The following is a 25,397-nucleotide window of genomic DNA, read 5'->3' on the forward strand; positions in this document are numbered from 1 at the left end:
GTTGACCCGTGACCTCATAAGACGTCGCAGACACCCCTTGCCGCAGGAAAGGCCAGCCGTGTTCATCTCCTATTCCGACGGCATCGAGGTGCCAGAACCTGACGAGGACCGTATTTCGGCCGAAATCGTCGCCAAAATGGCCGCCAGCCAGGCCGACAATGCCGAGCGCCATCGTCATGCCCATCGCGATGCCCATGCCAAGAGCCACGCCATCCTGAAGGGACGTATGACCGTTCCCGCCGATCTGGCGCCCGAACTGGCGCAGGGCATCTTTGCCCAGCCCGGCGATTACGAGATCGTGGCCCGCCTGTCCTCGGCGCCGGGCGACATCCACAGCGACGAGGTTCCTGCCCCGCGTGGCTTCGCCCTCAAGGTGATCGGCGTGACCGGCGCGCGGCTGATCCCGGATCTGGGCGGCGAAAATCAGGACTTTCTGATGGTCAATTTCCCGGTTCTGGCCTTCGGGACGGTGGCCCGGTATCAGAAGATGCTGACGCTGCTGGAACGCAATGCCGCCGCGCCCGACGCGCTGCAACGGCTGGTGGCGGCGGCCGCGCGCGGGGCATCCGACGCGATCGAGGCGTTTGGCCGTCAGCCGGGGGCGACCCTGCAAGGGCTGGCCCGCGACAATGCGCATATTCTGGGCGAGACCTTTCATACCCAGGCCGCGATCCGCTTTGGCGATCATGTCGCCAAGCTGTCGCTGGCGCCGCGCGGGGCGGTGGCCGATCTGACGGACCAGCCGGTCACGGGCGGCTTTTCCGCCATGCGCGATGCGGTGGCCGGGCATTTCGCCCGATCCGGTGCGACCTATGACCTGCGGGCGCAACTGTGCACCGATCTTGACGCCATGCCGGTCGAGGATGCCTCGGTCCTGTGGGATCCCGAACAATCGCCGCACCGGCCCATCGCCCGACTGCATTTCGACCCCCAGGACGCCTATACCCCGGCCCGGCAGGTGCATGGCGACGTGCATCTGGCCTTCAACCCGTGGAACGGCATTGCCGCCCATCGCCCGCTGGGCGCGATCATGCGGGTGCGCAAGCTGGCCTATGACTCGTCATCGGCGCAGCGCCATCGCCTGAATGCGGTGCCGCGCGCCGAACCCCGATCGCTGGCCGAGATCCCCGACTGACCGACAGCCGAGACCGACCGAAAAGGAGACACGCCCCATGTCCGACATTCAGGACCGCAGCAAAGACCGCAGCAAGGATCGCACCAAGGATCGCACCAAGGATCCCCGTCTGGACCAGGAATCGCGCCTGGCCGAATTCCGCCGCGTCGCGACCGAGATCGCCGCCGACGCCCCCACCATCGTCAAGATCGCCATCAACCGTCTGATCCGCGACCACAATCCGCTGTATGACGGCAGCTCTCATTCGGCGGGGCGGGCCGGGCGGCAGTCGGGCAATGTCTCGGAACTGACGGCCATCGCCGAACTGAAGCCGGGCGGGGCCGAACGGCTGCGCCGCATCTTTGACCTGACCGGCGGCAATTTCGACGGCGCCCAGAAGGTCTCGACGCTGCACAACATGCGCTTCGTGTTCATCGACGACGATACAAGGATCATCTTCGCCACCGCCTATGACGGCGACTGGGACACCTATATCAACGATTTCGCCACCAAGATCCCCGATCTGATGGACCTGCTGTTTGCCAATATCGAGGGCTGGCCGGGCATCACCTCTCCGACGGTCAAGGATTTCATCGCCGATCTTCAGATCGACGCCGCCGGCTGGTTCGTGGCCAATCCGCAGGTCACGGTCGTCGATGTGCGCCGCTATCAGCGGATGGACAGGGCGTTGCAGCAGTTTCTGGACAAGATGTCGGGGAATCGGGACATGGACGACACCACCCGCGCGGCCCTGGAAGACCTGTCCGCCGCCGTCTCGGTCCCCGAGGGGGTGGATTACTGATGCGGATTCTCGACACGCTTCGATCCCGTTTCCGCCGCGACCGGGTGTCGCTTCAACTGGACGACATTCAGGCGCTGATCCTGCGGTCGCGGCCCGAACCCTATGTCGGCCTGCACGCCATGCTGCATGTCGAGGACGCGGCGGGCGGGCGCGACCTGATCGCGCGGCTGGCCCGGCACATCCCCTCGGCCGCCGACTGGACCGAGGATCTGACCGCCTGGACCGGCATCGCCATCAGCCATGCCGGATTGCAGGCGCTTGGCCTGCCCGACGACGCCCTGGCGAGCTTCCCCCTGGCCTTCCGCGAGGGCATGGCGGCCCGCGCCCACCAGTTGCGCGACAGCGGCGAAAACGCCCCCGATACCTGGGAACCCGCCTATCGCGACAAGACCTGCCACATCGCCCTGTCGATCTTTGCGGCGGACAAGGCGGCCCTGGATGCGGCGGTGGCCACGGCGATGGGGATCCATGCGGCGTCGACCGGGGTGCGGCTGATCGGCACGCATGAATTCGGCGCCGACGAGGATGCCGAGAACCCGTTCGGCTTTCGCGACTCGATCTCTCAGCCGACGGTGGCGGGGGCGGGGGTCGATCCGCAGCCGGGTCAGGAACGCGCCATCGCCGCCGGAGAGTTCATCCTGGGCGAGGCCAGCGAGACCGGCGAGCCTCTGGTCCTGCCGCAGCCCGAGGTTCTGGGACGCAACGGCAGCTTCGTGGTGCTGCGCAAATATGACAGCCGGGTGGGGGCGTTCAACGACTTCCTGCGCGCCCATGCCGAAACGCCCGAGGATCGGCACCGGCTGGCCGCGAAGATGTTCGGCCGCTGGCGGTCCGGCGCGCCGCTGATCCTGGCGCCGGATGGCGAGGATGCGCCGCTGGGCGCGGACGGGGCGCGCAATAATGATTTCGACTATGCCGATGATGCCGAGGGGCTGATCTGCCCCCATGCCGCCCATGCCCGGCGGATGAACCCGCGCGGCAGCCCCACGACCATCCTGGCCGATGAGAATATCCACCGGATCATCCGCCGATCCTCGACCTTCGGGCCGAAATGGACGCCCGATGTCACCGCCGATCAGGATGGCGACGATCAGCGCGGCCTGTTCTTCATCTTCATCAGCGCGCGGGCCTTCGACACCATCGAGTTTCTGCAACAGGAATGGATCAACCGCGGCAATTTCCTTGATCTGGGCGAGGAGCGCGATCCGATCGTCGGTCTGCATTCCGAGCCGGGCCAGTTCACGATCCCGGCCCGCCCGGTGCGCCGCCGCGTGTCCGGCGTCACCACCTTCAACCGATTGCGCGGGGGAGAGTACCTGTTCATGCCGTCGCTCTCGGCGCTGCACTGGATCGGCAAGGGAGACTGGGTCGCCTGACCGACCCGCCACAAGGGCTGTGGCGCAAGGATTGGGACGGGATGCCCATCTGCGACCCTGATGGAAGGCCGGATGACGGCCTTCCGCCTATCCGCGGCGGCATACCCTGCCCAAAGGCCGACCGCGAGGATCACCCTGTCGACGCCTGGTCCAGAATGGCGGTGAAGGTCAAGCCGAGGAGCGGCGACGGCAGCCTCAGGCTCGCTTTCATGACCCGCATGAGACATCCGTCAACCAGCCGGTTGAGAGCCCCGCCGACACGCCAGGCACAGACTCTCCGGCAGGGGCCGAACAGCACCCCGGGGGAGAAGCCGTCAGCAATGCACAGCGCGCGCCGAAGAGGATGCGGCTCAGTATGTCTATCGGTGTTGAGGGATGCGCTCTCGCGCATGCCCTCGCGTCGGGTGCTCCGGGCCGTCTTTGCAATCCATCTTGCGGCACCGCTCCCTGGTTCGGTCGGTACCAGTCGGCTTTGAGCGCATCCGTTTCAGCGGCAAAATCGGGGGCAAAGTATGCTGCGGCCTGTGCCGCGACGCGCTAGCCGAGCCACGTCGCTGCGCCGCGGTGATCGGCTAGGAGATTTCAGGCCATTCTGCCGGATGTCCCGACCAGTGCAACTCCAATAGCACCGAACCCCAGCGTTATGCTGTCCGGCATCCGATGGCGGTGAAAAACTCGGGAACGGCTGCGCCTGGATGCGCCCCCGGTTGCCAGAAACCGACGGGGCAATACATCCCGGTGCCTGTGCTCGGTCGCCTGTATTATTTATTTCGCCGAACAACATGAGCATCAACGATTGAAACCCCGAGATTAAGCGATACCGTGATAATTCGGTATAGCTGGAGGCCGGTAATGGCGAAGCTTGACAAGCGCTGGGTACTGGCGGGGTTGGTCCTGATCGCAGCCGTGGGCGGATATGCGGCGTGGATGAAGTACAATCAACCGGTACTGCCAACCGGAATCGCTTCTGGCAACGGTCGCATCGAGGCGACCGAAATCGACATTTCCGCGCTGAGAGCAGGACGGCTGGACAAGCTGCTTGTCGCCGAAGGCGATCTCATCCAACGTGACCAGGTTTTGGCCCGCATGGACATCGTCCAGCTGGAGGCGCAGCGCCGACAGGCGGAAGCAGAGCGGGACCGCGCCAGGATCTCGGTGGAGACTGCCAATGCAGTCGTCGCGCAGCGGGAGGCGGAGAAACGCCAGGCGCTGGCCGTGGTGGACCAGAATGCATCCGCGGTCGATGTCGCGGATCGGCGGCTTCAGCGGTCGGAGGCCCTTGCCCGCAACGACAACCTCTCGAAGCAGACGCTCGACAACGATCGGGGAGCCGCACAACAGGCCAAGGCAGCGCTTGCGGCTGCAGAGGCACAGTCGGCAGCCGCGGATGCAGGCATCGGGGCTGCCCGCGCAGCCGTCGTCGATGCGAATGCTTCAGTCGCCGCAGCACAAGCCTCTATCGACGCGATCGTGTCCTCCATCAACGACTCGACCCTGACGTCGCCGCGCGACGGGCGTGTGCAGTATCTGGTGGCCAGAGAGGGAGAAGTGCTTTCAGGTGGAGGGCGGGTGCTTAACCTCGTCGATCTCGCGGATGTCTATATGACCTTCTTCCTGCCGACCGCCCAGGCGGGCCGGCTGGCCGTAGGCTCTGAAGCGCGCATTGTTCTGGACGCTGCTCCGCAGGATGTCATCCCTGCCGTCATCAGCTTCGTTGCCGACGTGGCCCAGTTCACCCCGAAGACCGTGGAGACGGCGGATGAGCGGGAGAAGCTGATGTTCCGCGTTCGCGCGCGCATGTCGCCTGACCTGCTCAAGAAATATCTGGACGTCGTCAAGACCGGATTGCCCGGCATGGCGTATGTCAAGGTAGATCATGACGTAGAATGGCCTGAGAACCTTCGGAACGTCGTGCAATGACCGACAGCAGCGGCGTATCGCCGGAGCCTGGCGAGGAAGGCGGCGAAGACTACGTTGTCCGCATCAAGGGATTGAGCCAGATCTACGGTAAAACTGTCGCTGTGGATGACATCACGCTTGACGTGCCAAAGGCGAGGATGGTCGGATTGATCGGCCCGGACGGGGTTGGAAAGTCGAGCCTCCTCTCGCTCATCTGCGGCGCGCGCGAGATACAAACCGGAACGGTAGAAGTACTCGGCGGCGATATCGCTTCCAACGAGCACCGCACGGCCATCATGCCCGACATCGCCTTCATGCCGCAGGGCCTCGGCAAGAACCTCTATCCCACACTGTCGGTTTTCGAGAATGTCGATTTCTTCGGGAGGCTTTTCGGGCAGGATCGAGAGGAGCGCGCGCAACGTATCGAAGGTTTGCTCCGGGCGACCGGGCTCTCTGAATTCGCCGATCGCCCGGCGGGCAAGCTGTCCGGCGGGATGAAGCAAAAGCTCGGCCTCTGCTGCTCGCTGATCCATGATCCAAAGCTCTTGATCCTTGATGAGCCGACAACGGGGGTAGACCCGCTTTCGCGCCGCCAGTTCTGGGATCTGATCGACGACATACGTAAGACGCGGCCCGGTATGAGCGTCATCGTCGCCACCGCCTATATGGAGGAAGCAGAGCGGTTCGGCTGGACCATTGCAATGAACGCGGGGAAGATCCTCGCGTCCTCCCCTACGGCCGATCTGCTCCAGAAAACCGGGACGCAAACGCTCGACGACGCCTTTGTAAGCCTGCTTCCGAAAGAAGCACAGGGAGGTGGCAGCAAGGTGGAGATGGCGCCTCGCCCCGCCGGGAGCGATGAGACGATCGCCATCGAGGCCGAACACCTCACCATGAAGTTCGGCGATTTCACCGCCGTCAACGATGTGAGCTTCCGCATCGCAAAGGGCGAGATTTTCGGCTTTCTGGGCTCCAATGGCTCGGGCAAGACAACCACGATGAAGATGCTGACGGGGCTTCTTCCCGCCACCGAAGGAACCGCCAGACTGTTCGGTGAAGAGGTGCAACCGAACGACATGTCCATCCGCAGACGCGTCGGCTACATGAGCCAGGCGTTCTCGCTTTATAGCGAACTCACGGTGCATCAGAACCTGAGACTCCACGCGCTTCTTTTCGAGATACCGGAGGATGATATCCCGCCTCGCATCGCCGAGGCCACGGAACGCTTCAACCTTTCCGAGGTAATGGATGCGTTGCCGGATGATCTGCCGCTCGGCATCCGTCAGCGACTCTCCCTGGCCGTCGCGACGATCCACAAACCCGAGATCCTCATCCTTGATGAGCCGACGTCCGGCGTCGACCCCATTGCGCGTGCTAACTTCTGGCGGATTCTTGCGGACATGTCCCGGAAGGACATGGTGACGATCTTCGTTTCTACTCATTTCATGAATGAGGCCGCGCTGTGTGATCGTATCTCCTTCATGCATGCCGGGCACGTCCTGATCAGTGATACCCCGAAGGCGATCATTGCCAGCAAAGGCGTCGATACGCTGGAAGAAGCCTTTATCGCCTATCTGGAAGAGGCCCAGGGTGAGGGTGCCAGCACCGGCAGTGCCGACGATATCGAACAGGTGAAGCGGCAGGATTCAGTGATGCGGCGCTTCGACGTCCGCCGGCTGCTGAGCTATTGCCGGCTGGAATCGTTGCAACTGCTGCGTGATCCCATCCGACTTACCATGGCGCTTCTCGGCAGCGTCATTCTGATGTTCGTCATCGGCTTCGGTATCAACATGGATGTGGAGGACCTGTCCTTTGCCGTGCTGGACCGGGATCAGACCAACCTGAGCCGCGATTACACCCTCGATATCTCCGGCTCGCGATATTTCATCGAGCAGGAGCCGCTAAGCAGCTATGAGGAGATGGACCGCCGGATGCAGGAGGGGAAGCTCGCTCTCGCGGTGGAGATTCCCCCAGGCTTTGCACGATCGGTCGAGCGGGGTGATCCCGCCGAAATCTCCATCTGGATCGACGGAGCAAATCCTCAGCGCGCCGAGACGGTCCGCGGATATGCAACGGGCCTGCATTCCGGCTGGCTCACACGCCAGATCAGCGAACACTTCGGTCAGGCCGCCGGGGAGCAGCCCTATGCGTTGGAGGTTCGCTATCGCTACAATCCGGAGATGCGCAGCATCATGGCCATCGTGCCCGCTGTCATCCCCATACTTCTGCTGGTGATACCGGCGATGCTGACCGCTCTGTCCGTAGTGCGGGAAAAGGAGCTCGGGTCCATCATCAACCTTTACGTGACGCCCGTCACACGTCTGGAATTCCTGATGGGCAAGCAATTGCCTTACGTGGTGCTGGCGATGCTGAACTTCGTGCTTCTCACCCTGCTTGCGGCAACCGTCTTTCAGGTGCCGGTGACGGGGAACTACTTTACACTTGCTTTCGCGGCCTTCTTCTATGCGATTTCCGCAACCGGGCTTGGGCTGCTCGTATCCAGCTTCATCTCCAGCCAGACGGCCGCAATCTTTGGTACGGCCCTGCTCACGCTGATCCCCGCGGTGCAATTCTCAGGGCTGATCGACCCCGTAAGCTCGCTGGAGGGGGTCGGCGCATTCGTCGGCCAGATCTATCCGACGAGTTTTTTCATCACGATCTCCCGCGGGGTCTTTTCCAAAGGTCTGGGGTTTGCCGAACTCTCGCGGGATATGTGGTCGCTGGCTATCACCGCCCCGATCATCCTGAGTCTTGGTGTCCTTCTGCTCCGAAAACAGGCCAGGTGACATGCGTCTTCAGAACATCTGGACTTTGGGCCTCAAGGAGTTGATCGGGTTGCTCCGCGATCCGATCATGATGGTGCTTATCGTCTACAGCTTCACCTTGTCGGTATACTCCTCCTCCCGTGCGACCCCGCAGACGCTGAACCGGGCGACGATCGGCATCGTGGACGAGGACCGGTCCCAAGTCTCTGCGCGAATTGGTTCGGCCTTCTATCCTCCCTATTTCGTAGCGCCGAACGACATCCAGATCGCCGAGATGGATCGGCGGATGGATCAGGGGCTGGACACCTTCGCTCTCGATATTCCGCTGAATTTCCAGCAGGATCTGCTTGCAGGCAAGCGGCCGGAAATTCAGTTGAACATCGACGCTACGCGCATGTCGCAGGCTTTCACAGGCGCCGGTTACATCCAGCAGATCCTTTCCAGCGAAATCACCGAATACCTGTCCCGCACCCGTGACGTCAGCGGACCGGCGGTGGATATGGTGCTTCGCGCGAAATTCAACCAGCAGCTGAACACGTCATGGTTCTCCGCAGTGAACAACGTCACATTCTCCATTACCCTGCTGTCCATCGTTCTGACAGGCGCGGCGCTGATCCGGGAGAAGGAGCATGGAACGGTAGAGCATCTTCTGGTGATGCCGGTGACGGCGCTGGAGATCATGCTGTCCAAGGTCTGGGCCATGGGGTTGGTCGTGCTTGTGGCAACCGCCATCAGCCTCAAGGTGGTGGTGGAGATCTGGCTCGGGGTGCCGCTGAATGGCTCGTTGCTCCTGTTTCTGGCAGGCACCGTGCTGATGCTCTTTGCAACGACTTCTCTGGGAATTTTCCTGGCGACGGCTGCCGGAACCATGCCGCAGTTCGGCCTCCTCCTTATTCTCGTTCTGCTTCCGCTTCAGATCCTTTCGGGAGGGATGACACCGAGGGAGAGCATGCCGGAGTTCGTTCAGAACATCATGCTAGGTGCGCCTACAACCCACTTCGTCATGCTGTCGCAGGCCATCCTGTTTCGCGGGGCGGGATTTAACGTGGTCTGGCCGCAGTTCCTGGCATTGCTTGTCATCGGGGGCGTACTCTTCACGCTGGCGCTAACGCGATTTCGCGCCTTTCTTCGCTGAACATAGAAATGCTGCGGATCGCCTTTCCTATGCTCCAGCTCCGTTAGGGCCCGCCCAGATACCAGCGGTGGAGGAAAGCGGCTGCTCCCAGACCATGCTGGCCCCCGGTATCGGCATGCTCGGACCCTGACACGGGGAGATCGAAGCGATGGCATTGGGAATGGTCCAAAGCATTGCCGCCCTGCCGAAGGTCGCCATCCCGTCAACAGCATATTTATTCCGGCCCTCTCCATGAAGATGGCCCAGCAAACACCACATTCCTCGCAATGCGCGATACCGTCGGGACTTAGCTGGCGAGGCCGTGTGCGAATGCGGGCATTGGGCGTGCGAAACCGATAGCTGCGGCGACGTTGACCGCCTGCTCTGCTGATCGACGAACGATGGTGACAGAGATCCGGTGGGTGGCCCACGTTCAAATATCTGGTCCGCGAGATGTTTTCCCAACTCACGCCCGACCGGCACGCGCTCAAAACCGCTGCATCCGGCTGCTCCCCAGCCCCCGTGAGGTCATCCTCGATCCAGCGCGGAAGGTCGAATGGATCACCCTCTTGCACCGCCGGGACGCTCTACCGCCGATGCGAGCGCTGGGGCCGGGCCCGCGTATTGGCGACGATCGCGGCACAGGCGCGAGGGAGCGCTGATGTAGCCCCTACAAAGGCGCCCCGAGCCCCGCGCTTCACTAGCGGGTGCGGCCATTTGTTCGGGCTTACACGTCTGGAGATGAAGTCGGAATGGTCCGCTTTGCCACAGCCCGTCGTCGGACAAGGCCCGTCGCTATTGCCGGGCATCAACTGCTAACTCGCCTGCCGCCCGCGCAGCGCTTGCCCAGCCAACTGCTTCGGAATGAAGTCGCAAAGCGTTGCCTGCTCACAATATGATAGCGCCGCTGGCCAAGGCCCAGATGCCGTAGATGCAGCCAATCACCGCCAGCAAAAAGATCAGCCAATCCACCGGCCTGCTGAACAGCGGCTTGCCCTGTTCACTTCGCGTCCAGAAATAGAGGGCCGTGCCAGGACCATAAAGCACCGCCGACAACACCATGTATTCCAGACCCGCCGCAAACAGGAGGAATGCCGTATAGACCAGCGCAATGCTAGCAAAGATCATGTCGCGCCGACGTTCCTGAGGCTCCCCGGCATAGCTTTCCCCGCTACGCACCAGCAGAACGGCATAGGCGGCGACCAGAAAAAACGGGATCAGCGACATGACGCTGGTCAGGTTCAGCATGAGCGTGAAAGCGTCTTGCGACCAGTAGGTGCTGACGATGAACAGTTGCACGACGATATTGGTCGCCCAAAGAGCATTGGCGGGCACCTTGTTGGCATTCTCGCGTGCGAAGATGCGTGGCATGTCGTCGGTCTTGGCGGCAATGGAAAGCACCTCCGCACAGATCAGAAACCAGGCCAGATAGGCGCCCAGCACGGAAACCAGCAGCCCGACGCTGATGAAGATCGTGCCCCAGGGACCGACTACCGCTTCCAGAACCGCCGCCATCGAGGGCTGACGCATTCCGGCGATCTCCGCCCGAGGCATTGCGCCATAGGGGAGCAGGGTAACCAGGACAAGCAGGCAAATCACTGCACCAAAGCCGAAGATGGTGGCGCGGCCCACATCTTCACGCCGCCGGGCGTACCGCGAATAGACACTGGCGCCCTCGATCCCCAGGAAGACAAAGACCGTGACCAGCATGGTCGCCCGCACCTGCTGAAACAACGTGGCCTGCGCCATGTTCTCGCCGCCCCAGAAGTTCTCGCTGAACATGTCGAAGCTGAAGATCAGCGCCATGATCAGGATGAAGGTCAGAATCGGTACGATCTTGGCGATGGTAACGACAGTGTTGATGAACGCCGCCTGCTGCACGCCGCGCAGGATCACGAAGTGAAACGTCCAGATCCCGATCGAGGCAACCAGGATCGCAGCGATGGTATTGCCATCGCCGAACACCGGAAAGAACGCGCCCAGCGTGGATTTGATCAGCACCCAATAGGACACGTTGCCGATGCAGGATCCCATCCAGTAACCGAATGCCGACAAATAACCCGGGTAATCGCCGAAGCCTTCCTTGGCATAGGCATAAACTCCGGCATCCAGATCCGGCTTGCGCTGCGCCAGGAACTGAAAGACCCGGGCTAGGGTGAACATGCCGCCACCGGCTATCGTCCAGGCAAGAATCGCACCAAAAGGGCCGGTCGCGATACCGAAGGTGCGCGGCAGGGAGAAAATTCCCGATCCGATCATCGAGCCCACGACCATGGCCGTAAGAACCGGAAGGGCTAACTTTCCTGAACCGGATGATGTCGTGTTGGAACTGGCATCGGTCATAGCTTTCTCCGCCTCGCCCGCTCGGCCCAAGGTTCTCAACTATCTGTGACAAAGAAAGATTTTTCTTCCGTCTTTCTCAGACACAAGGTCCTGGCAGCCCCGAAGACGCCGGTTCGCTCCCGGGTGGAAGGGCTTCGCTCGTCGCATTCCGAATCGCGATTGTGTCGGGCATTCCCAGTGATGTGGTGAAGGAGGCGCGCACCCTTCCCCGGCTGATCTCAGGCAAGGCGTGGGATGTTAGCTGTGATTATTACTTGGCGACTCCAGAAGGTGATGACCTCGCGCTTTTCCTCGCAAAGCCGGGTTATCGCGATGGCGTAGCGGTCGACCTCCAGATGCGTCTCGTGCGAAAGGGGCCTCCTTCGCGGAGGTCATGCACGTACCAATACCCGGTCTTCTCCTCGCGGGTGGGCCACTCGGGCCGGCCGTGCCTTTCGCTGACCGCCAGCCGCTGGACCTTGCCTCCGGTCGGTTTCCCTCTTCTACTGGATCATCCTTGCGCTGCTGCTGAAGCTCCGCCTCGTCTTCCCAAGGTGGCGACCGGCGCCATCGGCTCCCGTCTGCGCGCCGTTCGAGAGAATGAGACCGCGGCCGAGGGAGCGCACCTCGACACCTTCCGGGGAAGTTCATCGCCTCGATGATCTCTGTGGCGCTGACAGCGGCCTGCGGCACAGTGTTTGCGCCGTTCACCTACTTCTTCGATCCGGATGCATCTCTTCGCTCGGCACCTTCAGCGGGCCGATCATCGGCGCTCTCTTCCTGATCCCTCCGAGGGAATATGCCAATGGCCCGCCGTCTTCGGCCGATCTCGATCGCGGCAATCCTGATTGAGCCGCGCGGGAACAGGGGTCTATGCGCGGAAACGCCGGTAAAGGACGCCAGCAGCCACCCCCGGCCGCAAGTGTTGGAGAAGCGAAATGGCCAGTCAACCCATCCTCAAGGGCCACGCTCTGAAGGTCGTCTTCGGAGAGTTCCACGCCATCGACCATGTGAGCGTCACGCTCGGCAAGGGCGAGATCGCCGGCCCGAACGGCATCACCGCTATGACTTTGCGGCTGCGGCGATGACATGCGCGAATGGCGGTGGACAATGCATCTGTGATCACAATAACGAGCCGTAGCGAAGGCCATAGGAGATGGCAGGACGAGGTTATTCTACTCAGCCGCTTCGCCGGCGCTTCGTCCGCTCAGCTGTGATCACATCGATTACAAGCGGAGAACCGCGAGAAAATGACGCCGTGAGATGTCTTTGGACAGCCTGTTGGCAGAACGGCAGGGTCCGTGCGCGGGCTGAAGATCACCCATTTTGTCGACAGTTGACAAACCTCCATTCCATGGCCGATGCTGTCTGTGGCCATTTGGAGGAGTGGCTGTCACCTGTTCCGCTTACGGCAACCAAGACCGCCGCCCTTCAGGACCAGTTCCTGATGGTTGGCGACTTCTGCCGCCTGCACGGAACGGAGGACGGAGGCAACCGGGCACAGAACCGCTGGTCGGTGGATGACCTTCATCCGTCATCGTGACCTGTGCCCATCGGGGGAGGGACCGGACATGACAACAGAGATCGGCAGAACATCCGCGACGCAGCCGGACTGGAGGCGACGGCTTTTCATCTTGGGGACGGCGGGAGCCGGCGCGCTGGCGATGTCGGGGCTGCCGGGGCGGGTGCTCGCCGCAACGACGGAGCGGCTGAAGGTGGCGCTCCATGCCAACCCCTCCAGCCTTGATCCGGCGACCGGCAGTTCCGGCTCCGACCATATGTATCTCTACTGCCTTTACGATACGCTGACGGAATGGGATCCCGATACGCTGACGGTGCGCCCCGGCCTTGCACGGAGCCATGCCTTTACCGATCCGAAAACGCTTGTGCTGGATCTGGAGGAGGGCGTCACCTTCCACGACGGGACACCCCTCGATGCGGAGGCGGTGAAGTTCAACCTCGACCGGGTGCGGAGCGAGCCGATCTCCAACATCCGGGCGGATCTGGCTACGGTGGAGAGCGTTGAGGTGACCGGCCCGTTGCAGGTCACGCTGCACCTCAAGGAATCCGATAGCGCCCTGCCCCTCATCCTGTCCGATCGGGTGGGGATGGTGCTTTCGCCCACCGCGCTCCGGGCGAGCGAAGGCGGCAGGATCGATCGCGCGCCGGTGGGGTCTGGCCCATGGAAGCTCGTCAGCTGGACGGATGGCGAGCGCTTCCTGGCCGAAAGGCATCCCGGCTACTGGCGGGACGACAGGCCGGGCATGCAGGAGATCGAGATCCTCATCATGCCCGATGCCGCCACCCGCCTCCGCTCCCTGCAGAGCGGCCAGACACATATCGCCTGCCAGATCACCGAGCTTCTGCAACCGATCGTCAAGCGCTCTCCCACGCTGGAGGTCCGCGCCCGACCGACAATCTGGTGCTATACCCTGTTCCTCAACGCCTCCAAGGGGCCGCTTGCGGATGTGCGGGTGCGGCAGGCGCTCAACCATGCCATCGACCGGGAGAACTTCATCCGCGCTGCGATGGCCGGTCAGGGAGAGGCGGCCAGCATGATGCTGCCCAAATCCCACTGGGCCTATGCCACGGAGGCGGAGGGCCGTACCACCTTTGACCTCGACAAGGCAAAGGCGCTGCTGGCCGAGGCCGGTTACGCGGACGGGTTCACGCTCGACTTCCGCGGCTTCCCCGATCAGGCCTATGTCCAGCGTCAGGAGGTCATCCTGAACCAGCTGAGCAAGGTCGGCATCCGCGGGCGCTTCGCCAATGCGCCCATCCCGGAGACCGACAGCCGGTGGTGGGGCGAGCGGCAGGGGGAGGCCTATTTCTCCGTCTGGACGGGCAGGCCCGATCCGACCAATATCTATACTATCCTCTATGGCGAGACGTCCTACTACAACCCGAGCCGACTGAAGCCGCCCGAAGGCTTCATGGAGGCGATCGCCGAAAGCCGCGCCACCGACGATCAGGCGGCCCGCGCCAAGGCGCTGTCCAAGGCGCAGGTGCTGGCCATGGACTTTGCGCTGAACGTGCCCATCGCCTTCCGCTATCAGATGGATGCGGTAAACCGGTCGGTGAGCGATTTCGGGCCCAACCTTCTTGGCAAGCCCAAGTTCACTACCGCCGTGGTCGGTAGCTGACCGCTAGCAAGAGGCATCGCCGATGCCAGTAGGCGCCGAAGGTCGTCAGAGGCGGCGTTGCAGGTCGGCGAAGAAATAGGTCGGCGGGCGCCGACATGCGAGCGGTGGCATGGGGGAGGTGGCGATACCGGTGGCCTGAAACCGGTGCCCCGCCTCCCGCATGACGGTTCCGCGGCAGTGCGGACCCAATCAGCAGTTTTCTGAAAAGGTTTTCAGACCTGCGCCGGAGTGGAAATCCATCGCAACCTTATGGATTCCGGTCGGACTTCTAGTCGATCCGGATCATTCCGGTACGGATACCCGATTCCGCCGTTGTCATGAGAATGCAGAATCTTTCTGTAGACTGTCAGTCCCGCGCATCCGGCACGACACGTGCCGCGGCCTCCACCGGAGAGACGCGTGGACCGAAGGCGGCAACAACCAGACCCAACAGGCAAACGCCCGCCGTCAGCCCGGCCAGCCCCGGCCACCCGCCGTGCTGCCAGAACCATCCCCCCGCCCAGCCGGTCAGGCTCGCCCCGGCATAGTAGAACATGAGATAGAGCGCCGTCGCATGCCCCTTGTTGCCCTTTGCCGCTGCGCCGACTGCGCTGCTGGCAACGGAGTGGCCGATGAAGAAGCCGGTGGCGATCAACGCGATTCCGACACAGATCAGCACTATCGGCTGGCCCAGCGTGACCAGCACCCCGGTCAGGATGACGCCAAAGGCAGTTACCAGCATCGGCCGCCGCCCCAACCGGTCCGACAGCGAACCAGCGACGGAGGAGGAGACGATGCCAAAGCCGAATGTCAGAAAGATCAGGCTCACCATGCTGGGGCTGAGGCCATAGGGAGCGCCCACCAGCCGGAATGTGGCATAGTTGAACACCGTGCTGAACACACTCGTGAGGCAGAAGCCCAGAAGATAGAGCCGTTGCAGCGCCGGATTGGCCAGATGGGCGCCCCATGCCTTCAGGTGAAAGGCAAAGCCCACATTCCCGTCATGACCGCTTCCGGCGGTCTGGCGCGAGGGCGGCAGCAGCAGGGCGAAGCCGATGGACGCGGCAAGGCAGAAGACGCCGAGAACCTCCATCGCCATACGCCAGGACCCGAATTCGGTGAGGATGCCCATGCCGATCCGCCCGACCATCGCGCCGAAGGCCGTGCCGCCGATGTACAGACCCATGGCCCGCCCCAGATCCTCGGGCGCGATCTCCTCGGCAAGATAAGCCATTGCAACCGCGGGAACCCCGCCCAGAACCAGCCCTTCCAGCGCGCGGGCGGCAAGGATGCCATGCCAGGCCGGCAGGAGCGCCACGGCGAGGTTGAGCGCCGCAGCCCCGAACATCCCCGCTACCATCACCTGCTTCCGGCTGAACCGGCGCGCGAGCACGGCCATCACCATGATCGAGAGCGCAAGGAACCCGGTCGTCAGCGACAGCGCCAGTGAACTGCTGGCGGGCGATAGCCCGAATTCCTGCGCAAAGGCGGGAAGCAGCGGCTGCACGCAATAGATCAGCGCGAATGTCGAGAAACCGGCCAGAAACATGGCCAGCCGGATACGGACAAAGGCAGGCGTCCCGGCCCGGGCCGGCGGGGCCGCGGCAGGTGGAGCCGCAGCGGAAGGGGCGGATGTGGTGGGCAAGCGGGGAGCAAGAACGATAGCCATGGGGGAGTGTCCTTTCACCCTGAGGAATAGACATTCCGGCGCCAATCTTCCAATATATGGAAAAGTCGATTTCCATATGTAAAACAGATACCAATGGAACTGCGTCACATCCGCTATTTCCTCGCCGTGGCAGAGGAAGGGAACTTCACCCGCGCGGCACAGCGCCTTGGCATCGGGCAGCCGCCCCTCAGCCAGCAGATCCGCGATCTGGAGCGGGAGGTCGGAGTACGGCTTTTCCATCGTATCCCGCATGGTGCGGAACTCACGCCCGCGGGGGCGGTCTTCCGGGATCGGGTGGCGGATCTGCCGGGCGCGGCGAGCGCGGCGGCGGAGGCTGCACGTCGCGCCGCGCGGGGGGAAATCGGCGAGCTGCGTCTCGGCATTACCGGCACAGCGGCGCTGAACCCGGTCGTGCCACGGCTGATCCGGGATTTCCGGGCAGAGCGGCCGGGACTCACCCTCCATCTGACGGAGGCGAACTCCCTTCGTCTGCGGGACGATCTGCTGGAGGGGCGGCTCGACGTGGCCATCCTGCGCTCCAGCATGGGCGATCCCCCCGAACTCCGCTCCTGGCCACTTGCGGATGAAGCCTTGCTCGCCGCCCTGCCCGTTGCCTCCGATCCCGGAACGCCACGGATCGCGCTGAGGGATCTGGCGGACCTTCCGCTGATCCTCACCCCGCGCGAATTTGGTGCCAGCCTGCATGACGCCGCCATCGCCGCCTGCCGCGCCGCCGGTTTCGAGCCGCGCCCCGGCCAGACGGCTCCGCAGGTGGCCTCCATCCTGTCGCTGGTTTCCGCCGGGCTTGGCTTTTCGCTGCTGCCGGAATCGATGCGGCAGTTCGCGGTCGAGGGCGTGGTCTTCCGCCCCTTGAGCGATCCCGAAACCCGCGTGGCGATCTCCGTCGCGGCGCGGCGAAGCGGCATGTCCGCAACCATCACCGCCTTTGTGGACAAAGCCAGACGGTTCGGGCGTTAAAGAGGGCTCGACCCTGCCCCGGGACGGGAGATGGTTTTCCCGGGCCTATAGCCATGCCACCGGTTCCGTCCGAGGGCCTTCTGGCGACGAGCGCCAAGCAAAGCCATGTTGCCCAAGGCGGCAACTCTCCAGCTCTATGGCAAGACCTGGCAGGGAAGACCGTTTCTGACAGGAGATGCCCTGAATGGCCAAATCAAACCCCGGAGGGTTTTCACGGAACATTGTTCCACGATGTTGGACCAAAAGCATAAGCGGCAGGTTTGAAAACGAGAATTTTCATCCAGACATGCGAGAAGAACTGCGCAGCCATCGCCACGCGCCGCAGTAGGATGACCCACGGCGCGGAGGGAGGGTCGATCTTGGCTGTCCTTGGAAAGGGGTCTCGGAGAGGGTACGAAAGACCTCAATGGTGCGAACTCGCGTTGATCGGAGAGGCACCGGCGCTGTTCAGGCTTTCGCGGTGCGGAGACGCCAAGGGCCCGGCTGGCCTCCGGGCTAGCTTTCCACCACCCTATGTCGCGAGCTACAGGCGGCATCCCCCCAGGCCACAATCCCGCCACAGGTCACCCCTGAGACAGGATATCCCGCAGGTCCGCCATGGACAGGGCCACCGGATTGCCGCGCATGGATGAGCTTTCCAGCGATGCCTCGGCGATGCGATCATGCGCGGAGGCGGGAACGCCCTGCCCCGCAAGATCCGGCAGACCCGCCCCGTGGGCCCATCGGGAAAGGGCGAAGGGCGCCTCCGCTTCCGTGCTGCCCAGTTCATCGGCGATGACCCGGCAGACCTGGGCGATCCGCTGGCCCGCCTCGCCCGAGGAACGCCGCGCGTTCATCGCCAGCACCGGGCCGAGGAGCGTGCCGCAGATCGCGCCATGTGCCGCGGGATACAGCCCGCCGATCACTCCCGCCAGCCCGTGCACCGCGCCAAGCCCCGCATTGGCCAGCGCGATACCGCCGGTCAGGCTGACATAGGCCATCGCGTCGCGGGCCAGCGGATCTTCAGCCAGCATCAACCGGCGGAGCGCCCAGAGACCCCTGCCGATCTGCGGCTCGGTCAGGCTGTCGGTGAAGGGCGTCGCCTTGCAGGACACGAAGGGCTCGATCACCTGGGTGAGCGCATCCATGCCGGAGGCCAGCGTCACCCCGCGCGGGCAGTGATCAGTCAGTGCCGGATCCACGATGGCGATGCGCGGCAGCATCCGGTCATCCCGGAGCGATACCTTGCGACCGTGCTCCGGCAGGCAGATCACCGCGTTGCGTGTGGCCTCCGCCCCGGTGCCCGCCGTGGTGGGCAAGGCGACGACCGGAAGCGGCGGCATCGTAAGCGGCAGGCCACGCCCGACCACCTCCAGATGATCCATCGGCGAGCCGGAGGCCGGGATCAGCGCGGCGAGCGCCTTGCCCATGTCGATGACCGACCCGCCCCCGATGGCCACAATCCAGTCCGGCGCCGCGTTCCGGGCAAGGGCAAGGGCGCCCTCCAGCAGCGGCAGCGTCGGCTCCGTGGGGCATGAGATGGCCAGAACATCGTCCGCGATTTCCGCCAGCAGCGGCGCCGCACGATCCGGCGTCCGGCCATGCACGACGAGGCCGCGCGGTCCGAAGGGCCGGATCAAACCGGCTGTGGCAGCAGCGCTTCCGCGCCCGAAGATCACCCGCCCCGGGAGGCTGAAGGTGAATGCCGTCATGCCGACATCGTCGCCGCGACAGCCCGCTTCCACCGGCTGTAGATGATTGTCCGGCGGTCCTCCGCCATCTCGGGGTCGAAGCGGCGCTGAAGCGACCATTCCCGGGCGAAATCCTCGGGCGGGGGACAGATGCCGGCCTGCAGCCCGGCGAGATAGGCCGCGCCGAGAGCGGTCGTCTCTGTCACAACCGGCCGATCCACCTGCGCGCCCAGAATGTCGGCCAGGAACTGCATCGTCCAGTCGCTCGCCGCCATCCCGCCATCGACCCTGAGGACGCCCTGCGCCTCCGCCTGCCAGTCAGCGCGCATGGCCTCCAGCAGGTCGCGCGTCTGGTAGCCGACACTTTCCAGCGCCGCGCGGGCCAGTTCAGCGGGGCCCGAGTTACGCGTCAGGCCGAAGACCGCCCCGCGGCATTCGGGATACCAATGCGGCGCTCCCAGCCCGGTGAAGGCCGGCACGACGACGACCTGCTGCGCGGCATCCGCCGCCTCCGCCAGGGGCTGCGTCTCCGAGGCCTCGCGGATCAGCTTCAGCCCGTCACGCAACCATTGGACCACCGCCCCCGCAATGAAGATGGAGCCTTCCAGCGCATAGGTCGTCTGCCCGTTCAGGCGATAGGCGATGGTGGTAAGAAGGCGATGTTTCGACGGAACACGGTCCTTTCCGGTGTTCAGCAGCGCGAAACAGCCCGTGCCATAGGTGGATTTTATCATGCCCGGCTGAAAGCAGGCCTGCCCCAGCGTCGCGGCCTGCTGATCGCCCGCAACACCCAGAATAGGGATGGAAACCCCTCCGAACAGGTCCGGTCGCGTGACGCCGAATTCGGCAGCGCAATCCCGCACTTCGGGCAGAAGCGCCATCGGTATGTCGAGGAGCGCGCAGATATCGGCATCCCACGCATTCGTCGCAATATTGAACAGCAAGGTGCGCGCGGCATTGGTCGCGTCGGTCGCGTGCACCTTACCGCCCGTCATGTTCCAGATCAGCCAGCTGTCCACCGTGCCGAAGGCCAGCTCCCCCTGCTCCGCCCGGCTCCGCGCGCCGGGGAGGTTGTCCAGAAGCCATTTCAGCTTCGTCCCGGAGAAATAGGGGTCGAGCAGCAGGCCCGTCCGTTCCCGGATCATCGGCTCATGCCCGGCAGCCTTCAGGTCTGCGCAGAGGTCCGCCGTCCGCCGGTCCTGCCAGACAATGGCGCGGTGCAGCGGCTGGCCGGTCGCACGGTCCCACAGGAGCGTGGTTTCACGCTGATTGGTGATGCCGATCGCCGCGATCTGATCGGAGGTCGCGCCCGCCCGTTCCATCGCCTCCCGTGCGGTGCCCGCAACCGTGGCCCAGAGATCCGCCGGATCATGCTCTACCCATCCGGGTTGCGGATAATGCTGGGGAAATTCCTCCTGCCCGGAGGCGACGGGGCGCAGGCTCCTGTCGAACAGGATGGCGCGGGTGGATGTCGTGCCCTGATCAATGGCCAGGATATAGTGCATGGCGCGTTCCGTTCGTGGCCCCCGAAAGACGAAGGGCCGGACAGCATCGCGCTGCACGGCCCTCCGAGACAGATTACTGCCAGGATTTGATCAGGGCATCATAGGAGATGGTTTCCGGTGCGGGCTTTTCGTTCGCGAGCTTCGCGACGGGCGCGCCGGGCGCATCCAGCCATTTCTGCGGATCCTCCTCCTCATTCAGCTTCGGACCGAGATCACCCTGCACGCCCGACCGCTCGATCCGCGACATCACGCGTTCCTGTTCCGCGCAGAGCGAATCCAGCGCCTCCTGCGGAGACTTGGCGCCTGACATCGCATCGCCGATGTTCTGCCACCAGAGCTGTGCCAGCTTGGGATAATCGGGCACGTTGGTGCCGGTCGGCGACCACTGGGTGCGCGCGGGCGAACGATAGAACTCCACCAGGCCCCCGAGCTTCGGCGCCCGCTCGGTGAAGGATTTGTCCTCGACGGTCGATTTGCGGATGAAGGTCAGGCCGACGTGGGATTTCTTCACATCAACCGTCTTCGAGGTGACGAACTGGGCGTAGAGCCAGGCGGCCTGCGCACGGTCCAGCGGGGTGGATTTCAGCAGCGTCCATGAGCCGACGTCCTGATAGCCGATCTTGGTGCCTTCGGTCCAGTACGCGCCATGCGGGCTGGGAGCCATGCGCCATTTCGGCGTCCCGTCGTCATTCATCACCGGCGTTCCGGGTTTCACCATGTCGGCGGTGAAGGTGGTGTACCAGAACATCTGCTGGGCGATGTCGCCCCGCGCCGGCACCGGTCCGGCCTCACCAAAGGTCATGCCCATCGCCTCGGGCGGGGTATAGGCCTTCAGCCAGTCGATCGCCTTGGTCACGGCATAGACGGCGGCCGCGTCATTCGTGGCGCCGCCGCGCGCGACGCAGGAGCCGACGGGGCGGGAGTTCTCGTCGACCCTGATCCCCCATTCATCGACCGGCAGGCCGTTCGGCTCGCCCTTGTCGCCACCGCCCGCCATGGAGAACCACGCATCGGTGTAGCGCCAGCCGAGCGAGGGATCCTTCTTGCCGTAGTCCATGTTGCCCCAGGCCTTCGCGGGACCGCCATTGATATAGGACATGTCGCGTCCGGTGAAGAACTCGGCGATATCCTCATAGGCCGACCAGTTGACCGGAACGCCAAGGTCATAGCCGTATTTCGCCTTGAAATCGTCCTTGGTCTTCTGATCGCTGAACCAGTCGTAGCGGAACCAGTAGAGGTTCGCGAACTGCTGGTCGGGAAGCTGGTAAAGCTCTCCATCCGGGGCGGTGGTGAACTGAAGCCCCATGAAATCCGCGAGATCGAGCGTGGGCGAGGTGAAAGCCTTGCCCTCCTCCGCCATCCACTTGGTCAGGTCGCGAGCCTGCTGGTAGCGCCAGTGCGTGCCGATGAGATCGCTGTCGTTGACATAGCCGTCGTAGATGTTCTCTCCCGTCTGCATCTGAGTCTGCAGCTTCTCGACCACATCGCCTTCGCCGATCAGGTCGTGGGTAACCTTGATGCCGGTGATCGCGGTGAAGGCCGGGGCCAGCACCTTGGATTCGTATTCATGCGTGGTGATCGTCTCCGACACCACCTTGATATCCATGCCCGCGAGCGGCTTGGCGGCGTCGATGAACCACTGCATCTCCTTTTCCTGATCCGCGCGCGAGAGCGAGGACAGGTTTCCGATCTCGGCATCAAGGAATTTCCTGGCCGCGTCCATATCCGCCCAAGCGGGCATCCCGACAGCAATGAGAGCCAGCGCCATCGCGGTCGTCCTGTGCTTCAATCTCATGATTTCCTCCCCCGAGATTGCATGCAGTCCACCGGGTCACTTCCCCTCCCGGCGAGGGCCGTTCGGCTAGACGAGGCGAAACACCGCCAGCGCCCAGACAAGGCAGAAACCGATCCCCCACCACAAGAGCGGCAGACCAAAGAACAGGCTCGCCAGACAGATGAAGGCAGAGCCGAGCAGAGTGATGAAAAGGCGGTCTCCCCGCGTCGTCTCGATCCCGAGGATCCCCTTGCGCGGGGTTTCCGGGAAGCGGATGGCGAGGATCGTGAACAGGACCAGCAGCGCCCCGATGCACCAGAAGAAGAGCGCGACGGGAAAGGTCCAGGCCATCCAGCCGCCGGGAATCATCTGGCCGGTCCAGTCTCGCATGCCGTCCTTGACCGGCACGGCCCAGACCAGAAAGCCCAGGATCGCGCCCAGCACGACGGCGGCGGCGGCATAGATGGCGGGCCAGTTCACCCGGTGAACGCGGACGGGACGAAAGGAGGTTGCGATCTCACTCATGGCGCATCCCTCAGACGCGGCCCAGGGCAAAGCCCTTGGCGATATAGTTGCGGACGAACCAGATCACGAGCGCGCCGGGCAGGATGGTCAGCACCCCTGCCGCCGCGAGCACGCCCCAGTCCATCCCCGAGGCCGATACCGTCCGCGTCATGGTGGCGGCGATCGGCTTGGCGTTGACGCTGGTCAGGGTGCGCGACAGCAGCAGCTCCACCCAGCTGAACATGAAGCAGAAGAAGGCGGCCACCCCGATGCCGGAGGCGATCAGCGGCATGAATATCTTCACGAAGAAATGCGGGAAGCTGTAGCCGTCGATATAGGCAGTCTCGTCGATCTCCTTGGGCACGCCTCGCATGAAGCCCTCCAGGATCCAGACCGCCAGCGGCACGTTGAACAGGCAATGCGCCAGCGCCACCGCGATATGCGTGTCGAAAAGTCCGATGGAGGAGTAGAGCTGAAAGAACGGCAGCGCAAAGACGGCCGGCGGCGACATGCGGTTGGTCAGCAGCCAGAAGAACAGGTGCTTGTCGCCCATGAAGCTGTAGCGGCTGAACGCATAGGCCGCCGGAAGCGCCACCGCGATCGAGATCACCGTGTTCAGCACCACGTAGATGATCGAGTTGACATAGCCCATGTACCAGCTCGGATCCGTCAGGATCACCGCGTAGTTGCGCAAGGTGAAGCCATGCGGAAAGAGCGTGAAGGAGCCGGTGATCTCGGCATTCGTCTTGAAGCTCATGTTCACGAGCCAGTAGATCGGCACCATCAGGAACAGCAGGTACAGCGTCATCACGACGGTCGAGGATTTGAGCCGCATCACTGTTGCGCCTCCGCTTTGTCCAGATTGGTCATCACCGTGTAGAACACCCAGCTGACCAGCAGGATAACAAGGAAATACATGATGGAGAAGGCGGCGGCGGGGCCGAGGTCGAACTGCCCGATAGCCATCTTCACCAGGTCGATCGACAGGAAGGTGGTGGAATTGCCCGGCCCGCCCCCCGTCACCACGAAGGGTTCCGTGTAGATCATGAAGCTGTCCATGAAGCGCAACAGCACCGCGATGAGAAGCACGCCCCGCATCTTGGGCAGCTCGATATAGCGGAACACGGCCCAGCGGCTGGCCTGGTCAATCTTGGCGGCCTGATAATACGCCTGCGGGATCGACTGGAGCCCGGCATAGCACAGAAGCGCCACCAGCGAGGTCCAGTGCCAGACATCCATCACGACCACGGTGATCCACGCGTCGATCACATCGCCGGTATAGTTGTAGTCGATGCCGAGCGCCTTCAGCGTCCGCCCGAGAAGGCCGATATCGACCCTGCCGAAGATCTGCCAAATCGTTCCCACCACGTTGAACGGAATGAGCAGCGGCAGCGACATCACCACGAGACAGAAGGAGGCCCAGAAGCCCTTCTTCGGCATGTTGAGCGCCACGAATATCCCCAACGGCACCTCGATCGCGAGGATGATGGCGGAGAACAGCGCCTGACGGCCAAGTGCCTCGTGCAGGCGGCGGGAGTGCACCATCTCCTGAAACCATTCGAGGCCCGCCCAGAAGAACTGGTTGTTCCCGAACGTATCGTTCACCGAGTAGTTCACCACCGTCATCAGCGGGATCACCGCCGAAAACGCCACGATCACCAGAACCGGCAGGACGAGAAACCACGCTCTGTTGTTGACGGTCTTGTCCATCACGCCCCCTTTTCCGGCGCCACGCGCCAGTCATCGGCATAGGTATTGATCCGCCGGGGATCGAAGGTGACACGCGAAAGGCCTGCGAGCGGCAGGCCCTCCGGCGCCACGATGCTGATCGGCTGCCCCAGCAGCTCGGCACGGACGAGCCGGTGGCGGCCCACGTCCTCTACCCGGCGGATGGTGACAGGCAGCCCCTCCCCCGCCGTCAGCGTGACATGCTCGGGCCGGATGCCGATCTTGCCGGAGACCGGCGCATAACTCGCACCCAGCTCCACGGTGGAGCCGTCGCCGAGCGTCGCCTTCCGCCCGGCGACATGCGCGGGCAGGAAGTTCATCCCCGGCGAGCCGATGAAATAGCCCACGAAAGTATGCGCTGGCGTCTCGAACAATTCCTGCGGCGTGCCGATCTGCACGACGCGGCCGTCATACATGACGACAACCTTGTCTGCGAAGGTCAGGGCCTCCGTCTGGTCATGGGTGACATAGATCATGGTATGCCCGAACTCGCGGTGCAGGCTTTTCAACTGGGTGCGAAGCTCCCACTTCATATGCGGGTCGATGACGGTCAGCGGCTCGTCGAACAGGATGGCGTTGACATCCTCCCGCACCATGCCGCGGCCGAGGCTGATCTTCTGCTTGGCATCGGCGGTCAGCCCCTGTGCCTTGCGGTTCAGCGTGGCCTCCATCCCGATGACGCGGGCGATCTGCTCGACGCGCGCCTTGACGTAGGCCGGGTCCATGCGGCGGTTGCGCAGCGGAAAGGCCAGGTTGTCCCGCACGGTCATCGTGTCGTAAACGACCGGGAACTGGAACACCTGCGCGATATTGCGCTCCGCCGTGCTCGCATCGGTGACGTCCCGGTCTCCGAAGAGCACATGCCCATGGCTGGGCCTGAGCAGCCCCGAGATGATGTTCAGAAGCGTCGTCTTGCCGCAACCCGAAGATCCGAGCAGGGCATAGGCGCCGCCATCCTCCCAGACGTGGTCCATCTGCTTGAGCGCGTAATCCGCGTCGCTGACAGGATGGGGCAGATAGCTGTGGGCGAGGTTACGCAGGGTGATGCGCGCCAT

Annotated in this window: 19 protein-coding genes; 10 read left to right on the forward strand and 9 right to left on the reverse strand. The window is 63.5% G+C overall.

All coding sequences use genetic code 11. From position 1 onward, the window contains the following. Positions 1 to 58: 58 nt before the first annotated feature. The 6 genes from CN97_RS12435 to CN97_RS12460 all read left to right on the forward strand — a co-directional run bounded on the left by CN97_RS12435 (position 59) and on the right by CN97_RS12460 (position 9,091). Entirely contained in the window at positions 59 to 1,135 is a 1,077-nt protein-coding gene (locus CN97_RS12435; RefSeq protein WP_211253698.1) for a catalase family protein, read from the forward strand. 37 nt (positions 1,136 to 1,172) lie between these two features. Continuing rightward, positions 1,173 to 1,916 (forward strand): hypothetical protein, encoded by a 744-nt coding sequence (locus CN97_RS12440; RefSeq protein ID WP_051911218.1) that lies wholly within the window; start codon positions 1,173 to 1,175, stop codon positions 1,914 to 1,916. Then, positions 1,916 to 3,292: a Dyp-type peroxidase gene (locus CN97_RS12445; protein ID WP_051911219.1), complete on the forward strand. Its 1,377-nt coding sequence runs from the start codon at positions 1,916 to 1,918 to the stop codon at positions 3,290 to 3,292. Before CN97_RS12440 ends, CN97_RS12445 begins: the two co-directional genes overlap by 1 nt. Positions 3,293 to 4,144: 852 nt before the next feature. Beyond that, positions 4,145 to 5,212: an HlyD family secretion protein gene (locus CN97_RS12450; RefSeq protein ID WP_035711947.1), complete on the forward strand. Its 1,068-nt coding sequence runs from the start codon at positions 4,145 to 4,147 to the stop codon at positions 5,210 to 5,212. Continuing rightward, positions 5,209 to 7,977, forward strand: coding sequence for a ribosome-associated ATPase/putative transporter RbbA (gene rbbA / locus CN97_RS12455; protein WP_035711950.1), 2,769 nt, complete (start codon positions 5,209 to 5,211; stop codon positions 7,975 to 7,977). The genes CN97_RS12450 and rbbA overlap by 4 nt, the downstream gene beginning before the upstream one ends. A 1-nt stretch (position 7,978) precedes the next feature. Beyond that, positions 7,979 to 9,091 (forward strand): ABC transporter permease, encoded by a 1,113-nt coding sequence (locus tag CN97_RS12460; protein WP_035711952.1) that lies wholly within the window; start codon positions 7,979 to 7,981, stop codon positions 9,089 to 9,091. A gap of 867 nt (positions 9,092 to 9,958) precedes the next feature. On the opposite strand, the gene CN97_RS12465 is transcribed toward CN97_RS12460, so the two are convergent. Continuing rightward, positions 9,959 to 11,413, reverse strand: coding sequence for a basic amino acid/polyamine antiporter (locus CN97_RS12465; protein WP_035711955.1), 1,455 nt, complete (start codon positions 11,411 to 11,413; stop codon positions 9,959 to 9,961). 917 nt (positions 11,414 to 12,330) lie between these two features. On the opposite strand from CN97_RS12465, the gene CN97_RS20685 reads away from it, so the two are divergent. From CN97_RS20685 to CN97_RS12475, 3 genes are all read left to right on the forward strand, one after another. Then, a complete protein-coding gene (locus CN97_RS20685; RefSeq protein ID WP_156969587.1) occupies positions 12,331 to 12,480 on the forward strand; it encodes a hypothetical protein in 150 nt (49 codons plus the stop codon). A 266-nt stretch (positions 12,481 to 12,746) separates the two neighbouring features. Continuing rightward, the gene (locus tag CN97_RS12470; RefSeq protein ID WP_035711958.1) at positions 12,747 to 12,935 is read left to right on the forward strand and encodes a hypothetical protein; all 189 of its coding nucleotides are present in this window, start codon (positions 12,747 to 12,749) and stop codon (positions 12,933 to 12,935) included. A gap of 28 nt (positions 12,936 to 12,963) precedes the next feature. Then, the gene (locus tag CN97_RS12475; RefSeq protein ID WP_051911220.1) at positions 12,964 to 14,535 is read left to right on the forward strand and encodes an ABC transporter substrate-binding protein; all 1,572 of its coding nucleotides are present in this window, start codon (positions 12,964 to 12,966) and stop codon (positions 14,533 to 14,535) included. 346 nt (positions 14,536 to 14,881) lie between these two features. Here the strand turns inward: CN97_RS12475 and CN97_RS12480 are convergent, their stop codons facing one another. Next, positions 14,882 to 16,183 carry an MFS transporter gene (locus CN97_RS12480; RefSeq protein ID WP_084684149.1) on the reverse strand — a complete coding sequence of 434 codons (1,302 nt, stop codon included), beginning with the start codon at positions 16,181 to 16,183 and terminating at the stop codon, positions 14,882 to 14,884. 93 nt (positions 16,184 to 16,276) lie between these two features. Between CN97_RS12480 and CN97_RS12485 the strand changes: the two genes are divergently transcribed. Continuing rightward, entirely contained in the window at positions 16,277 to 17,161 is an 885-nt protein-coding gene (locus tag CN97_RS12485; RefSeq protein WP_035711961.1) for a LysR family transcriptional regulator, read from the forward strand. A 563-nt stretch (positions 17,162 to 17,724) separates the two neighbouring features. Here the strand turns inward: CN97_RS12485 and CN97_RS12490 are convergent. The 7 genes from CN97_RS12490 to CN97_RS12520 form a co-directional block, all read right to left on the reverse strand. Beyond that, the gene (locus CN97_RS12490; protein ID WP_035712203.1) at positions 17,725 to 18,852 is read right to left on the reverse strand and encodes an iron-containing alcohol dehydrogenase; all 1,128 of its coding nucleotides are present in this window, start codon (positions 18,850 to 18,852) and stop codon (positions 17,725 to 17,727) included. Beyond that, complete coding sequence (glpK, locus tag CN97_RS12495; protein WP_035711965.1) at positions 18,849 to 20,336, reverse strand: glycerol kinase GlpK; 1,488 nt, start codon at positions 20,334 to 20,336, stop codon at positions 18,849 to 18,851. Before glpK ends, CN97_RS12490 begins: the two co-directional genes overlap by 4 nt. A 73-nt stretch (positions 20,337 to 20,409) precedes the next feature. Further along, entirely contained in the window at positions 20,410 to 22,131 is a 1,722-nt protein-coding gene (locus CN97_RS12500) for an ABC transporter substrate-binding protein (RefSeq protein ID WP_035711967.1), read from the reverse strand. Between the two features lie 66 nt (positions 22,132 to 22,197). Then, positions 22,198 to 22,635: a DUF2160 domain-containing protein gene (locus tag CN97_RS20280; protein WP_084684150.1), complete on the reverse strand. Its 438-nt coding sequence runs from the start codon at positions 22,633 to 22,635 to the stop codon at positions 22,198 to 22,200. A gap of 10 nt (positions 22,636 to 22,645) precedes the next feature. After that, positions 22,646 to 23,449, reverse strand: coding sequence for a carbohydrate ABC transporter permease (locus tag CN97_RS12510; RefSeq protein ID WP_035711968.1), 804 nt, complete (start codon positions 23,447 to 23,449; stop codon positions 22,646 to 22,648). Beyond that, on the reverse strand, positions 23,449 to 24,324 hold the full coding sequence (locus CN97_RS12515) for a carbohydrate ABC transporter permease (protein ID WP_035711970.1): 876 nt from the start codon (positions 24,322 to 24,324) through the stop codon (positions 23,449 to 23,451). Before CN97_RS12515 ends, CN97_RS12510 begins: the two co-directional genes overlap by 1 nt. Further along, entirely contained in the window at positions 24,324 to 25,397 is a 1,074-nt protein-coding gene (locus CN97_RS12520; protein ID WP_035711972.1) for an ABC transporter ATP-binding protein, read from the reverse strand. Before CN97_RS12520 ends, CN97_RS12515 begins: the two co-directional genes overlap by 1 nt.

Source organism: Haematobacter massiliensis (genome assembly GCF_000740795.1).
Lineage (GTDB): Bacteria > Pseudomonadota > Alphaproteobacteria > Rhodobacterales > Rhodobacteraceae > Haematobacter > Haematobacter massiliensis.

What these genes read in the sequence shown, in the direction of transcription:
- CN97_RS12465 (WP_035711955.1), bottom strand. Translation starts at nt 11,413, where the DNA reads ATGACCGATGCCAGTTCCAACACGACATCATCCGGTTCAGGAAAGTTA.
- CN97_RS12440 (WP_051911218.1), top strand. Translation starts at nt 1,173, where the DNA reads ATGTCCGACATTCAGGACCGCAGCAAAGACCGCAGCAAGGATCGCACC.
- CN97_RS12470 (WP_035711958.1), top strand. Translation starts at nt 12,747, where the DNA reads ATGGCCGATGCTGTCTGTGGCCATTTGGAGGAGTGGCTGTCACCTGTT.
- CN97_RS12460 (WP_035711952.1), top strand. Translation starts at nt 7,979, where the DNA reads ATGCGTCTTCAGAACATCTGGACTTTGGGCCTCAAGGAGTTGATCGGG.
- glpK (WP_035711965.1), bottom strand. Translation starts at nt 20,336, where the DNA reads ATGCACTATATCCTGGCCATTGATCAGGGCACGACATCCACCCGCGCC.
- CN97_RS12480 (WP_084684149.1), bottom strand. Translation starts at nt 16,183, where the DNA reads ATGGCTATCGTTCTTGCTCCCCGCTTGCCCACCACATCCGCCCCTTCC.
- CN97_RS12520 (WP_035711972.1), bottom strand. Translation starts at nt 25,397, where the DNA reads ATGGCGCGCATCACCCTGCGTAACCTCGCCCACAGCTATCTGCCCCAT.
- CN97_RS12450 (WP_035711947.1), top strand. Translation starts at nt 4,145, where the DNA reads ATGGCGAAGCTTGACAAGCGCTGGGTACTGGCGGGGTTGGTCCTGATC.
- CN97_RS12500 (WP_035711967.1), bottom strand. Translation starts at nt 22,131, where the DNA reads ATGAGATTGAAGCACAGGACGACCGCGATGGCGCTGGCTCTCATTGCT.
- CN97_RS12510 (WP_035711968.1), bottom strand. Translation starts at nt 23,449, where the DNA reads ATGCGGCTCAAATCCTCGACCGTCGTGATGACGCTGTACCTGCTGTTC.
- CN97_RS20280 (WP_084684150.1), bottom strand. Translation starts at nt 22,635, where the DNA reads ATGAGTGAGATCGCAACCTCCTTTCGTCCCGTCCGCGTTCACCGGGTG.
- CN97_RS12445 (WP_051911219.1), top strand. Translation starts at nt 1,916, where the DNA reads ATGCGGATTCTCGACACGCTTCGATCCCGTTTCCGCCGCGACCGGGTG.
- rbbA (WP_035711950.1), top strand. Translation starts at nt 5,209, where the DNA reads ATGACCGACAGCAGCGGCGTATCGCCGGAGCCTGGCGAGGAAGGCGGC.
- CN97_RS12485 (WP_035711961.1), top strand. Translation starts at nt 16,277, where the DNA reads ATGGAACTGCGTCACATCCGCTATTTCCTCGCCGTGGCAGAGGAAGGG.
- CN97_RS20685 (WP_156969587.1), top strand. Translation starts at nt 12,331, where the DNA reads ATGGCCAGTCAACCCATCCTCAAGGGCCACGCTCTGAAGGTCGTCTTC.
- CN97_RS12490 (WP_035712203.1), bottom strand. Translation starts at nt 18,852, where the DNA reads ATGACGGCATTCACCTTCAGCCTCCCGGGGCGGGTGATCTTCGGGCGC.
- CN97_RS12515 (WP_035711970.1), bottom strand. Translation starts at nt 24,324, where the DNA reads ATGGACAAGACCGTCAACAACAGAGCGTGGTTTCTCGTCCTGCCGGTT.
- CN97_RS12475 (WP_051911220.1), top strand. Translation starts at nt 12,964, where the DNA reads ATGACAACAGAGATCGGCAGAACATCCGCGACGCAGCCGGACTGGAGG.